We start from the raw sequence: 12,901 nt of genomic DNA, 5'->3' as shown, positions 1-12,901 counted from the left end.
GCTAAGACGCCAGCCACAGCCGCAGGCGCATTCCCCAGCCGCTGGTCCAGCCGGTGGTGATCGACTTCACCTCACCGTGAGAGATCACCACCAGCGTTGGCGTCACCTTAACGTCCCACTCACGCGCCAGTTCTCCGCTGGCGTCGTTGACCGTGGGCATCATCACCTTCTTCTTCCTCATCCATGTTTCGAGCGTCGCGTTATCGCCCGAGCGCAGCGCAACCGACATCACGTTACCCCCGTCCGCGGCAAGCGCCGCCACCGACGGCGTGGTGTAGCGGCAAACGCCGCACCATGTCGCCCAGACGTAGACCAGCAGCGGTCGCTCCTTACTCATGGCGATAAGATCGACGGGCTGACCGTCGAGGGTGTGCTGTGCCGTCGCGGAGAAATTCTGCGGCAGCGCGGGCTGGCGGAAATAGTCCACCGCCAGGCTCACGGCTACGCCAATCAGCAGCCACACGCCCAGCTCGCGCAGCAGGCGCGAAAGCTTACTTGCCACGGGCGTTTGCCAGCTGTTCTTTGACCAGCCCCTCCAGGTCGTCATACGGAATGGCGCCCGCCACCATCTGGTCGCCGATAATGGTCGCCGGGGTACCCTGAATATTCAACACCTGCGCCAGGATGAGGTTCATCTTTAAGCTGTCCATGGTTTTATCATCCGTTTTAATGCCGTCCGTTCCGGTCTTGACCTTCGCGGCGGCGATGCTGGCGTCATCGTGATAGCCCTTTTTCATCATCAGCCGCTGGTGCAGCGCCCAGAATTTATCCGGCGCCTGCTGCCACGTTGAGAGCGCCGCTTTCGCGGCATTTACCGAGCTTTGTCCCTTAAACGGCAGCAGTTTGACGATGAGCTGCACGTCGGGATTTTCCTGCACGATTTTCTCCAGCATTGGGTCGAACTGCTTGCAATACGGGCAGTTGTAGTCCGTGAAGGAGACGATGGTCAGCTTCGGCGATGCCGCGCCGGTTCGCGGGCTGTTGGGGTCGTTAAACAACAGTTTTGCCAGCTGGTCGCTGGAAGCGTCATCTGACGGTGCGGCGAAACCGAACGTTGATAACGACAGCAGAAGTAAGGCTATTAAGGCTCTCATGTTATTTTCCTTTTGCATCGGACAGGGTGCTCAGCACCGCTTCGCGGCTTAACAACGCAGGCAGCACGTGGCCCTGCGGTAATCCCGGTCCGTAGATCTGGTTAAACGGCACGGCGGCGCTGCCGCGCGTGGTTAAGAACTGGCTGATGGTATCTGAGGGGCGGCTCCAGTCGCCGCGCAGGGCGACAACGTCCGGGGCGGAGAGCGCATCCTGCACGTCGTCGCGCAGCAGCACGTTGTATTTATTGGCTTTACAGGTCACGCACCAGTCGGCGGTCACGTCGACGAACACCCGTTTGTTCTCCGCCAGCGCGCGGGCAATGGCCTGCTCGCTGAGCGGTTGCCAGTGGATACGATCGCGGCGGGAACCCTCGCCGCCGGAGCCGGATACAAACGCGACTGCTCCGGCCACTACTACAGCTAATACCCCGGCGCGCAGTGCCGTTTGCCAGCGGTAGCGCCAGGCGGTGACCAGCAGCAGCGTAAGGATCAGGAGCACGCCCAGCGTGATGACGGGCAGGCTGCCAATGTGCACCGTCAGCAGGCTCAGCAGCCACAGCGATGAGCCGAGCATCATTATCCCCAGCACTACGCGTACGACGTTCATCCAGCGTCCCGGACGCGGCAAGCGCTGGGCCAGCCCCGGCCAGGCCGCCACCAGCAGCCACGGCAGGCTCATGCCGATACCCATCGCCAGGAAGATCCCCCACAGCAGGGGAAGCGGCGCCGCCAGCGCGACCGAGACCGCCGTACCCAGGAACGGCGCGGTGCAGGGTGTCGCCAGCAGCGTGGCAAACGCGCCTTGCCAGAAATGACCCGCAAGCCCGTTACCGCCGCGCGTGGCGAGGAAGGTGCTGGCGCCGGAAGGGAGACGGATTTCAAGCAACCCCAGCAGGCTGGCGCTGAAAAGCACCATCACCATCGCCATCGCACCAATAAACCACGGGTTCTGGAACTGGATCCCCCAGCCGAGTGCCTGATTGCCTAAGCGTAAAACCGTCATCATCAGCGCCAGCGCGAGGAACGAGATCACGATCCCGGCTACCGACGCAAGAAACTGTCGGCGTACCTGACCCCGCGCCTGCCGTTCGGTTTGCATCAGCGTGCCCAGCTTCATGGCCAGCACGGGCAGTACGCAGGGCATGACGTTAAGGATCAGACCGCCCGCCAGCGCCATCAGCAGCACCCAGCCTAACGAGAGCGTCGGCGCGGCGTTCCCCGGCTGAATGCTCAGGCTGGACTCCTGCGCCTGCCCGCTATCGGCCAGAACCAGCGACAGGGTTTTGCCGCTGAGGTTGGGCGCGGCCTCGCCCCAGCTGTCCGTCACGGGCACGGTGGCGACCAGCGAATCACCGCGCACGGTGAGGGCCGGTTTGCCGAAATCAACATCATCCATACCGTCGATAAACAGGGACGGCGCCTGCCAGCCTGCGTCACGCTGCGCCGTTACGGTCAGCTTGCCGGGGGCATAGGTGGCGTTAAGCGTTGAGGTCAACCCGCCGCTGAGCGGAAGGGTGCCCATGGCCCGACTGAAATCGTAATCAAAACCGGCGCCTGCGGATGCGGTCATGTTCAGTGAAAACGGGTAGTCGGTAAGAATACAGACGTTGCTACAGGTGGAGAGCGTAAGCACGCCGCTCAGGATCTTCGGGACGTCGCCCCGCAGGGTGATGGGAAAGCTGACATCGCCGTGATAGCCCTGCGTGGTGATACCCGCGACGTCGAAACGCTGCGGCACAGGCCAGCGCCATTTCGCCTCGACGGGCTGATGCCATTTAATCGCGGGTGCGACGCCCCCTTCGCCCGGCGAGCGCCAGTAGGTTTTCCAGCCTTTTTGCAGGGCGACGTCCAGCAGCAGGCGGGTTTCGCCAGTGCTTTCGGGTTGCGCACGCAGCCTGACGCTGGCGTGCTGATTATCGGCGGCGCGCAGCCAGCCGCTGTCGGCAGCCTGGCTGAGGGGCAGCCATAGCCAAAGCAGGCAGACCAGCAGTCGCCTGAATACAGTAAACATAAATTATCTCCGTAAATGATGAATTAACCTGAAGTAACAGGCGAAGACTCATTCACGGAAGACGCATAATCGCAGATGCACCCTTAACCGGGGCGGGGAGATAACGCGGGGAGGCCACTGCCGTTCGCGGCGCGGCGGGCTGGCTGCCAGCAACGCCAGCAGCAGGGTGACGGCAATCAGGGCGCCTTCAAACAAAACAGGCGGGACCGACATCAGCGACTTGGCGCTAAGCTCACACGGGGTTACCGGTGCGTCGGTACTCTCCTGCCCCTGCTGGACAGACTGGCTCGTGGCGGTGACGTTCATGACAAGCGCGTGCATCCCGGCCATCCGCTGGGCGGTGCATATCAGCACCACCAGGCAGGCCAGGGCTACAAGCAGGATAGCGTTGCGTTGTCGCTTGATCATGTTCGCCTCAAATATTCAGGACGCCTATATTATCGGGCGAACATATTTTGGCAACGCAAAAGCTGTAAAGAAGTGTCTGGAAGATAAGCGGTTTGCCCTCTCCGCTTGCAGAGAGGGCGAGCCATTACAGCGTTTCGCCGTTGCTGGCAATGACGGTTTTATACCACTCAAAGCTCTTCTTACGGGAGCGGGACATGTCACCGGTACCGTCGTCGTGCTTGTTGACGTAGATAAAGCCGTAGCGCTTGCTGTACTGGCCGGTGGTGAAGGAGACGCAGTCAATGCAGCCCCACGGGGTATAGCCCATCAGATCCACGCCGTCCCAGGTCACGGCCTTCATCATCTCTTCCACGTGGGCGCGCAGGTAGTCGATGCGGTAGTCATCGTTAATGCTGCCGTCCTCTTCCACTTTGTCGTAGGCGCCGAAACCATTTTCCACGATAAACAGCGGCTTCTGATAACGTTCGTACAGTTCACAAAGCGAATAGCGCAGGCCTACCGGATCAATCTGCCAGCCCCAGTCGGACGCCTTGACGTGCGGGTTCGGCACGCTGCCCTCGAAGCCGGAAATGGCGTCACCGGTGCCGCCTTCCGCTTTGACCGCGTTGGTCATGTAGTAGCTGAAACCTAAGTAGTCGCAGGTGCCCTCACGCAGGATCTGCTCGTCGCCCGCTTCCATCCTGATGGAGAACCCACGGCGCTCCCACTCGTTCAGCACGTAAGACGGGTAGTAGCCGCGCAGCTGCACGTCGGTAAAGACGTAGCGCTCGCGCATGGATTCCTGAGCAAACATGACGTCCTCTGGCTTGCAGGAGTAAGGATAGAGCGCCACCATCGCCAGCATGCAGCCGACTTTCATCTCCGGGTTAATGCGGCGTGCGGCTTTCACCGCCAGCGCGCTGGCCACGAACTGGTGGTGCAGCACCTGGTACATGGTCTCTTCCGGGTTGTCGTGCTCGGTATAGACCACGCCAGAGCAGCAGTAGCCGAACAGCGGCGCACGCCAGTTGCGCTGGTTGTTGATTTCGTTGAAGGTCATCCAGTATTTGACCTTATTTTTGTAGCGCTCAAATACCACTTCCGAGAAGCGCACAAAGAAATCGACCACTTTACGGTTGGTCCATCCGCCATATTCCTGAACGAGATGCAGCGGCATTTCAAAGTGGGAGAGGGTGATCACCGGCTCGATGTTGTACTTCAGCAGTTCATCGAACATGTCGTCGTAAAACTTCAGCCCCTCTTCGTTTGGCTGAGTTTCGTCGCCTTTCGGGAAGATGCGCGTCCAGGCGATGGAGGTACGGAAACATTTGAAGCCCATCTCGGCAAACAGCTTAATGTCTTCTTTGTAATGGCCATAGAAGTCGACGGCTTCGTGGTTCGGGTAATATTTGCCTTCAATCACTTCCTGCGTGATTTCACGCGGAACGCCGTGTGCGCCGCCGGTGAGCACGTCGCAGATGCTTGGCCCTTTGCCGCCTTTGTTCCAGCCGCCTTCAACCTGGTGCGCCGCCACCGCGCCGCCCCATAAAAAATCTTTCGGTAAGGTGAGTTTTTTCATCTTTGCTATTCTCAATTCAGGACTTATTGATTTCGAGTCTAGCAAAGCGGAATTAAATGTCACGATATAACAATTTGTGGAAATTGTAATTTGTTACATCAAAAAAACAAGATGTTTTATTCTGTTAATTTCTTCGCCAGTTTTCGGCCTAATGATTCCAGAATATAGATGACGGGAATTTGCGTGGTGATATCGTAAACGCCGCCAATACGCGTTTGCGGGACATGCCAGGAGAGGTTAAAGTCCGCCAGCTTTGCGAGACGAGAATGTTCATGGCTGGTGACGGAGAGCACCTTGCAGTGGTGCAGGCTGAACTGGCTGGCGAAGCGCAGGATCTCCTCGGTTTCGCCGGAGACGGAGAGTACAATGGCCAGCGCATTTTTAGCCATGTCGTTAGTGACCGGGAAATAAGGATCGTCGATATGGTTACTGAATTTGCCGATATTTGAAAAGAAACGTGCGCCATATTTTGCCAGCGATCCGGAGGTGCCCGCACCGACAAAAATAATTCGTTCAGATGATAAAATAATATCGACGGCTTTATCTAATAGCGCATCAAACTCTTCGTTATTTACGCTTTTAAAGAAGCTGATAATTTCACTGGCACCAAAATTCGCCTGCTGCGGCTCGTTCTGCTCCAGATAGAGTTTAAAGCGCACCCGAAATTCCGAGTAACCATCGCAGTTGAGCTTGCGGCAGAAGCGCAGGATAGTGGTAGTGGAGACCCCAGCAGCATCCGCCAGCTCGCGGATGGTCATGTACATCACTTTATCGCGGTTCTTAATGACATAGTTGTAGACCATCATTTCCAGATTGTTGAGGCTGGCAATGGCGGAATGGCTGAACATACTCACAATGGCTAAACTCGCTGTCGGACACTATTCCTGAAGCATACCATGATGACGAAGGGCGGGAGACGGATTTATCTCCTTGATTACTCAGGTGTTAATGAAATCATTTACATCTGTGCGGTGGATTTATTTTTCATTGCACTGATTTATAAGGATAAATCTTGATTATAGATTTATTTTAGCTAACAGGTGTTCACTGGAATCATTCTCAGTTAGCATAGACTGGCGATGAATAATCATCTTTTGTTTTCCCGGAGTTAAGTATGGTGAGCAGACCATTAATCGCACAGGGATATTCGCTGGCTGAGGAAGTAGCCAACAGTATAAGCCATGGCATTGGCCTGGTTTTTGGGATTGTCGGCTTAGTGTTATTGCTGGTACAGGCAGTGGATACCAACGCCAGCGCGATGGCCATTACCAGCTACAGCCTGTATGGCGGGAGTATGATCCTGCTTTTCCTTGCCTCAACGCTGTATCACGCGATTCCGCATCAACGGGCGAAGATATGGCTCAAGAAATTTGACCACTGCGCTATCTATCTTCTTATTGCGGGTACCTATACGCCGTTTTTGCTGGTGGGGCTCAACTCACCGCTGTCGCGTGGCCTGATGATTGTGATCTGGAGCCTGGCGCTGCTGGGGATCCTGTTTAAGCTGACCATTGCGCACCGGTTTAAAGTGTTGTCGCTAGTTACCTATCTGACAATGGGCTGGCTGTCGCTGATTGTGGTGTATCAGTTAGCCATTAAGCTGGCGGTGGGGGGCGTGACGCTTCTGGCGGTGGGCGGTGTGGTCTACTCGCTGGGCGTGATTTTCTACGTCTGCAAGCGTATTCCGTACAACCATGCCATCTGGCACGGCTTTGTGCTGGGCGGCAGCGTGTGCCACTTCCTGGCAATTTATCTGTATGTTGGGCAGGTGTAGTTTTTTTGTAAGGTGCGGTCTGATGCCCTCACCCCGACCCTCTCCCACAGGGAGAGGGTGAATATCAACACCGGGCGATACAGCATCAATCTTCCAGTGAATACGGCAGCGGCTCAATGCTGAGCGTGTTTGCATCATCACGCACGCGGAACACGCTGTCGGGCTCCATATCATTATTCATGACAACCTGCACCAGCAGGCGGCCATCATCGAGCTGGACGGCGGCTAACACGGTGCCGGTACGGCGCCAGTTTTCGCCCATCTTCATCTCAAGATCTTCACCCGCTTCCGGCACACGGCTGGCGTGACCAGCCAGCGTCCACAGGGCGCGTTTGTTCGCGCCGCGGAATTTCGCACGCGCCACCATTTCCTGACCGGTGTAGCAGCCCTTCTTAAAGCTGATACCACCCAGCGCCTGGATGTTTGTCGCCTGCGGGATAAACTGCGCGCTGTTTGCCGCGTCAATGACTGGCAGGCCCGCTTCGATGTTCAGCGCCAGCCACTGCTGGCTGTTGTTGAGCTGTGCTTCACCGCGCAGGGCGTCAGTGACGCGTTCCGCCGTTGCTTCGTCGGTTACCAGCAGGAAGCGCTCCGCCGGGTGTTCGAACCACAGAATGGAGGTCGCTCCCTCGCTGACCAGCTGTTTTTCAGCATCCGGTAGCTCGGCAAACAGGTTTTTCAGCGCTGCACGCGCCTGGAAACCCGCGACCCCCAGCAGAACGTGTTCATCGTCCGGGGCGATGGTGACTTTAGAAAAGACCGCGTATTTTTTTAGCTCTTTAAGCTGGGCGTCACGCAGGCTGCGGCGCTCAATAAAGGCGAATCCGTCCTGACGGCGGAACAGACGCAGGTTGCTCCACATTTTGCCTTTTGGATCGCAATGCGCGGCCAGCAGATGCTGGTGCTCAGTCAACTGCGCCACGTCCGCCGTGACCTGGCCTTGCAGGTATTTTTCGCTGTCCGCACCGGTCAGTGTCGCCAGTGCCCAGTCATCAAGAGTAATCAGCGTCAGCGGCAGACGCGCAGAGGCGGCGGGCTGGCGAGGAGAAAATGGTGTAAATGCCATAGTGATGTCCTGAATTGCTTAACGCTTTGATAATACCTAATGGTAAAAGAGACTGTATTCAATGCAAGCGCTTTCAGCAGGCCATTCGTGCCATTACGCGGTTATGCGTGGCGCTACGCAAAATAGTGTAATCCGCTGTCTTTATAAGGATTATTCAGGAAGCCTGCTCGAGGTTCGCAATATTCCAGTAAAGAAACGGTCAAAAACACGTTACACTAGCAGGTGTTCCCGGAGAGCAATAATGAATACCGAACGGGATACCGACTGTGCCAAACGTAATGCAGGAAACAGAACATGGATATTAACAACAAGGCCCGTATTCACTGGGCGTGCCGTCGCGGCATGCGTGAACTTGATATCTCCATCATGCCTTTCTTCGAGTATGAGTACGACAGCTTAAGCGATGACGATAAGCGCCTGTTTGTCCGTCTGCTTGAGTCTGACGATCCGGATTTATTCAACTGGCTGATGAATCACGGCAAACCCGCCGACACCGAGTTGCAACGGATGGTGCAATTAATTCAAACACGGAATCAGGAACGTGGTCCTGTGGCAATCTGATCTTCGCGTCTCGTGGCGCTCACAGTGGATGTCCTTACTGCTCCACGGTCTGGTCGCGGCAATGGTGTTATTGGTGCCGTGGCCGCTAAGCTATACCCCTCTGTGGCTGCTTTTGCTGTCGTTTGTGGTGTTTGATAGCGTGCGCAGCCAGCGTCGAATCAACGCCCGTCAGGGTGAAATTAAGCTGCTGATGGATTCTCGCCTGCGCTGGCAGGGAAAAGAGTGGGAGATGATGGGGACGCCGTGGATGCTTAACACCGGGATGATGCTACGGCTGCGTCGGGTCGAGGACAACCGTCGCCAGCACCTGTGGCTGGCCGCAGACAGTATGGATCCCGCGGAGTGGCGGGATCTGCGCCGGCTAATCGTGCAACAGCCGACGCAGGAATAAATCAGCTAAACTGCTCGGCCATCTCACCCAGAATTTGTTCGCACCAGGTCTGGAGGCGCTCGTCGCTGAGATCGTACTGGTTGGTTTCATCCAGCGCGAGCCCGACAAACAGCTGGCCGTCGGCAATGACGGGTTTTGGGCTGGTGAACTCATAGCCTTCCGTAGGCCAGTAGCCGATAAACGTCGCGCCCTTTGGCGCCAGTTTGTCATGCAGCATGCCGAGCGCGTCGAGGAACCACTCCCCGTAGCCCAACTGGTCGCCCATGCCATACATCGCAATGATTTTGCCTTCAAAATTGACTGAATCGAGCTGATCCCAGATGGCTTCCCAGTCTTCCTGAATCTCACCAAAGTCCCAGGTAGGGATACCCAGAATCAGCACATCGTACTGCTCCATCAAGGCAACCGCGTCATCTTTCAGGTTATGCAACGTCACCAGTTCCGGGCCAATGATGTCACGAATTTTCTCCGCCGCCATTTCGGTGTAGCAGGTGCTGGAACCATAGAACAGACCAATATTCATCGCGTAACTATCTCAATTCTTGCTATGACTTTGCGCGTAGTGTACCAGAAACCGATGGCAATCAGGCATAATGGCCAGATTGCAGAACCAAAGGGGCTGATGTGGAAAAGGATCTCGCACTCATCGAACAGTTTCTCGACGCGCTGTGGCTGGAGAAAAACCTCGCTGAAAATACGCTCAGCGCCTATCGTCGGGATCTCACGCTGCTGGTCGAGTGGCTGGCGCATCGGGGGCTGACGCTTGAAAGCGCGCAAAGCGATGACCTGCAAGGGTTGCTGGCTGAGCGGATGGAAGGGGGGTACAAAGCCACCAGCTCCGCGCGTCTGCTGAGCGCCATGCGCCGCCTGTTCCAGCACCTGTACCGCGAGAAGATCCGCGCGGATGACCCCAGCGCACTGCTGGCATCGCCTAAACTGCCTCAGCGGCTGCCAAAAGATCTCAGCGAAGCACAAGTTGAGAGATTATTACAGTCGCCCGCAGTTGACCTTCCGCTGGAGTTACGCGATAAAGCCATGCTTGAACTATTGTATGCCACGGGCTTGCGCGTTTCCGAGCTGGTGGGCCTGACGATGAGCGATATCAGCCTGCGTCAGGGCGTGGTGCGCGTTATCGGTAAAGGGAACAAAGAAAGGCTGGTGCCGCTGGGTGAAGAGGCGGTCTACTGGCTGGAGACGTATCTGGAACACGGGCGTCCGTGGCTGCTGAACGGCGTCTCCATAGATGTATTGTTCCCGAGCCAGCGCGCGCAGCAGATGACGCGACAAACGTTCTGGCATCGCATTAAACATTACGCCACACTGGCGGGTATTGACAGTGAGAAGCTGTCGCCGCACGTTTTGCGTCACGCCTTCGCGACGCATCTGTTAAACCACGGCGCTGATTTACGCGTGGTGCAGATGTTGCTTGGACACAGCGATCTTTCAACGACGCAAATATACACCCATGTCGCGACGGAACGCCTGCGGCAGCTACACCAACAGCACCACCCTCGCGCGTGAGTGCCGACGAATTGTTACAGGAACATATATGAAAAAGTCTTTAGCGCTGTTCACCCTGCTGGCAGCTTCGGTTTCCGGTTTTGCCCATGCGGATGATGCCGCCATTAAACAGTCTCTGACGAAACTCGGCGTCGCCAGCAGCGAGATCCAGCCAGCGCCGGTGGCTGGCATGAAAACGGTGCTGACCAACAGCGGCGTGCTGTACGTGACCGAAGACGGTAAGCACATCATTCAGGGACCCATGTACGACGTGAGCGGCGCGCAGCCGGTGAACGTCACCAACCAGCTGCTGATGAAAAACCTGAACGCGCTCGAAAAAGAGATGATTGTCTACAAAGCGGCGCAGGAAAAGCACGTTATTACCGTCTTCACCGACATCACCTGCGGCTACTGCCACAAGCTGCATGAAGAGATGAAAGACTACAACGCGCTGGGCATTACCGTGCGTTACCTGGCTTTCCCACGCGCTGGCGTGCAGAGCCAGCCTGAGCAGGATATGAAAGCGATCTGGTGTGCGAAAGACCGCAACAAGGCCTTTGATGACGCGATGAACGGCAAAGGCGTGAAGCCCGCGTCCTGCGATATCGACATCGCTAACCATTACGCGCTGGGCGTACAGTTTGGCGTGAGCGGTACGCCAGCCATTGTGCTGAGTAACGGCTATGTGGTGCCGGGCTACCAGGGGCCAAAAGAGATGAAAGCGTTCCTCGACGAGCACCAGAAACAGATGGGTGGTAAATAATTCGCGTGAAAGCCCCGATAAAACTGCGCCGCCGCGATGCGGGTGAAACCGCGGATTTACCAGACACGCTTCCGCTGCTGCTAAAGCGGCTGTACGCCAGCCGTGGCGTGCGTACGGCAAGCGATCTTGAGCGCAGCGTCAAAGGCATGCTGCCCTGGCAAGCGCTGAGTGGCATCGAACAAGCGAGTGAAATGCTCTACGACGCGTTCCGGGAAGGCACGCGGATTGTCGTGGTGGGCGATTTCGATGCCGACGGCGCAACCAGTACCGCGCTGAGCGTGCTCAGCCTGCGTGCGCTGGGCTGTGATAACGTGACTTACCTGGTGCCGAACCGGTTTGAAGACGGCTACGGCCTCAGCCCGGAAGTGGTCGATCAGGCCCATGCCCGTGGCGCACAGATGATCATGACCGTGGATAACGGGATCTCTTCTCATGCGGGGGTCGATCATGCCCATGCGCTGGGGATCCCGGTACTGGTCACCGATCACCACCTGCCAGGAGAAACCCTGCCTGCCGCCGAAGCCATCATTAACCCGAACCTGCGCGACTGCGATTTCCCGTCGAAATCGCTGGCCGGAGTAGGGGTGGCGTTTTATCTGATGCTGGCGTTACGCACGTTGCTGCGTGATAAGGGCTGGTTCGAATCGCGCGGGATTGCCGTGCCGAACCTCGCGGAGTATCTCGATCTGGTGGCGCTGGGAACCGTGGCGGACGTGGTACCGCTCGATACCAATAACCGTATTCTCACCTGGCAGGGCTTAAGCCGCATTCGGGCAGGTAAATGCCGTCCGGGGATTAAGGCGCTGCTGGAAATTGCCAACCGCGATCCGCTGAAGCTCGCGGCAAGCGATTTGGGTTTTGCCCTCGGCCCGCGCCTGAACGCGGCGGGGCGGCTGGACGATATGTCGGTTGGCGTCGCGCTGCTGCTGTGTGACAACATCGGCGAAGCGCGCGTGCTGGCCAGTGAGCTGGACGCACTCAACCAGACCCGTAAAGAGATTGAGCAGGGGATGCAGGCCGAAGCACTGACCCTGTGCGAAAAGCTGGAGCGCAGCGGTGACACCCTGCCGGGCGGGCTGGCGATGTATCACCCCGAATGGCACCAGGGCGTGGTGGGCATTCTGGCGTCGCGTATTAAAGAGCGTTTCCACCGCCCGGTGATCGCGTTCGCCCCCGCCGGGGACGGCACGCTGAAAGGCTCCGGTCGTTCCATTCAGGGGCTGCATATGCGCGATGCGCTGGAGCGTCTGGATACGCTGCATCCGAACCTGATGATTAAGTTCGGCGGTCACGCGATGGCGGCAGGCCTGTCGCTGGAAGAGGCGAAGTTCGACGAGTTCCAGCGTCTGTTTGGCGAACTGGTCACCGAGTGGATCGATCCGGCTCTGTTGCAGGGTGAAGTGGTTTCTGACGGTGAGCTTTCACCGGCTGAAATGACCATGGAGGTGGCGCAGATGCTGCGCGATGCCGGCCCGTGGGGGCAGATGTTTCCGGAGCCGCTTTTCGACGGACGTTTTCGTTTGTTGCAACAGCGCATCGTGGGCGAACGCCATCTCAAAGTGATGGTGGAACCGGTCGGCGGCGGACCGCTGCTCGACGGCATCGCCTTTAACGTTGATACCTCCATCTGGCCGGACAACGGCGTGCGCGAGGTTGAGCTGGCCTATAAGCTGGATATTAACGAGTTCCGCGGTAACCGCTCCCTTCAGATCATCATCGACAATATCTGGCCAATTTAGCGTCAGTAATCTCTATAAAAAAGGGCGTGGATTCGG

At 57.3% G+C, this 12,901-nt stretch carries 14 protein-coding genes; 6 read left to right on the top strand and 8 right to left on the bottom strand.

The window, feature by feature from the left end; all coding sequences use genetic code 11:
- Position 1: 1 nt before the first annotated feature.
- From DD597_RS10260 to DD597_RS10235, 6 genes are all read right to left on the bottom strand, one after another.
- Complete coding sequence (locus DD597_RS10260; protein WP_129256154.1) at positions 2 to 502, bottom strand: protein disulfide oxidoreductase; 501 nt, start codon at positions 500 to 502, stop codon at positions 2 to 4.
- Positions 492 to 1,094 carry a DsbA family protein gene (locus DD597_RS10255; protein ID WP_058662856.1) on the bottom strand — a complete coding sequence of 201 codons (603 nt, stop codon included), beginning with the start codon at positions 1,092 to 1,094 and terminating at the stop codon, positions 492 to 494. Before DD597_RS10255 ends, DD597_RS10260 begins: the two co-directional genes overlap by 11 nt.
- 1 nt (position 1,095) lies before the next feature.
- On the bottom strand, positions 1,096 to 3,105 hold the full coding sequence (locus DD597_RS10250) for a protein-disulfide reductase DsbD (protein ID WP_129256153.1): 2,010 nt from the start codon (positions 3,103 to 3,105) through the stop codon (positions 1,096 to 1,098).
- Between the two features lie 48 nt (positions 3,106 to 3,153).
- On the bottom strand, positions 3,154 to 3,513 hold the full coding sequence (locus DD597_RS10245) for a hypothetical protein (protein ID WP_003863427.1): 360 nt from the start codon (positions 3,511 to 3,513) through the stop codon (positions 3,154 to 3,156).
- A gap of 124 nt (positions 3,514 to 3,637) precedes the next feature.
- Complete coding sequence (gene bglA / locus DD597_RS10240; RefSeq protein ID WP_003863430.1) at positions 3,638 to 5,071, bottom strand: 6-phospho-beta-glucosidase BglA; 1,434 nt, start codon at positions 5,069 to 5,071, stop codon at positions 3,638 to 3,640.
- A 116-nt stretch (positions 5,072 to 5,187) separates the two neighbouring features.
- Complete coding sequence (locus DD597_RS10235) at positions 5,188 to 5,919, bottom strand: MurR/RpiR family transcriptional regulator (RefSeq protein WP_023314798.1); 732 nt, start codon at positions 5,917 to 5,919, stop codon at positions 5,188 to 5,190.
- 266 nt (positions 5,920 to 6,185) lie between these two features.
- On the opposite strand from DD597_RS10235, the gene DD597_RS10230 reads away from it, so the two are divergent.
- On the top strand, positions 6,186 to 6,845 hold the full coding sequence (locus tag DD597_RS10230; RefSeq protein ID WP_003863433.1) for a hemolysin III family protein: 660 nt from the start codon (positions 6,186 to 6,188) through the stop codon (positions 6,843 to 6,845).
- Between the two features lie 85 nt (positions 6,846 to 6,930).
- Here DD597_RS10230 and ygfZ read toward each other — a convergent pair whose 3' ends face one another.
- Positions 6,931 to 7,911: a tRNA-modifying protein YgfZ gene (ygfZ, locus tag DD597_RS10225; RefSeq protein ID WP_022649306.1), complete on the bottom strand. Its 981-nt coding sequence runs from the start codon at positions 7,909 to 7,911 to the stop codon at positions 6,931 to 6,933.
- 294 nt (positions 7,912 to 8,205) lie between these two features.
- Here ygfZ and sdhE point away from each other — a divergent pair, with 294 nt between their 5' ends.
- Positions 8,206 to 8,472: an FAD assembly factor SdhE gene (sdhE, locus tag DD597_RS10220; protein ID WP_003863437.1), complete on the top strand. Its 267-nt coding sequence runs from the start codon at positions 8,206 to 8,208 to the stop codon at positions 8,470 to 8,472.
- A complete protein-coding gene (locus DD597_RS10215) occupies positions 8,453 to 8,863 on the top strand; it encodes a protein YgfX (RefSeq protein ID WP_003863439.1) in 411 nt (136 codons plus the stop codon). The genes sdhE and DD597_RS10215 overlap by 20 nt, the downstream gene beginning before the upstream one ends.
- Position 8,864: 1 nt before the next feature.
- Here DD597_RS10215 and fldB read toward each other — a convergent pair whose 3' ends face one another.
- A complete protein-coding gene (gene fldB, locus DD597_RS10210) occupies positions 8,865 to 9,386 on the bottom strand; it encodes a flavodoxin FldB (protein WP_003863440.1) in 522 nt (173 codons plus the stop codon).
- Positions 9,387 to 9,487: 101 nt separating this feature from the next.
- On the opposite strand from fldB, the gene xerD reads away from it, so the two are divergent.
- From xerD to recJ, 3 genes are read left to right on the top strand one after another with little or no spacing between them, the layout of a single operon-like run.
- A complete protein-coding gene (gene xerD / locus DD597_RS10205) occupies positions 9,488 to 10,384 on the top strand; it encodes a site-specific tyrosine recombinase XerD (RefSeq protein WP_003863442.1) in 897 nt (298 codons plus the stop codon).
- A gap of 28 nt (positions 10,385 to 10,412) precedes the next feature.
- Positions 10,413 to 11,126, top strand: a complete 714-nt coding sequence (gene dsbC / locus DD597_RS10200; protein WP_003863443.1) for a bifunctional protein-disulfide isomerase/oxidoreductase DsbC — start codon at positions 10,413 to 10,415, stop codon at positions 11,124 to 11,126.
- A 5-nt stretch (positions 11,127 to 11,131) separates the two neighbouring features.
- On the top strand, positions 11,132 to 12,865 hold the full coding sequence (gene recJ / locus DD597_RS10195) for a single-stranded-DNA-specific exonuclease RecJ (RefSeq protein ID WP_022651808.1): 1,734 nt from the start codon (positions 11,132 to 11,134) through the stop codon (positions 12,863 to 12,865).
- The last annotated feature ends 36 nt before the right edge of the window (positions 12,866 to 12,901 follow it).

The sequence above is a fragment of the Enterobacter cloacae complex sp. 677-3DZ2D5B genome (assembly GCF_004136695.1).
Lineage (GTDB): Bacteria > Pseudomonadota > Gammaproteobacteria > Enterobacterales > Enterobacteriaceae > Enterobacter > Enterobacter hormaechei_C.
This window is presented reverse-complemented; position numbering and strand designations above follow the sequence as displayed.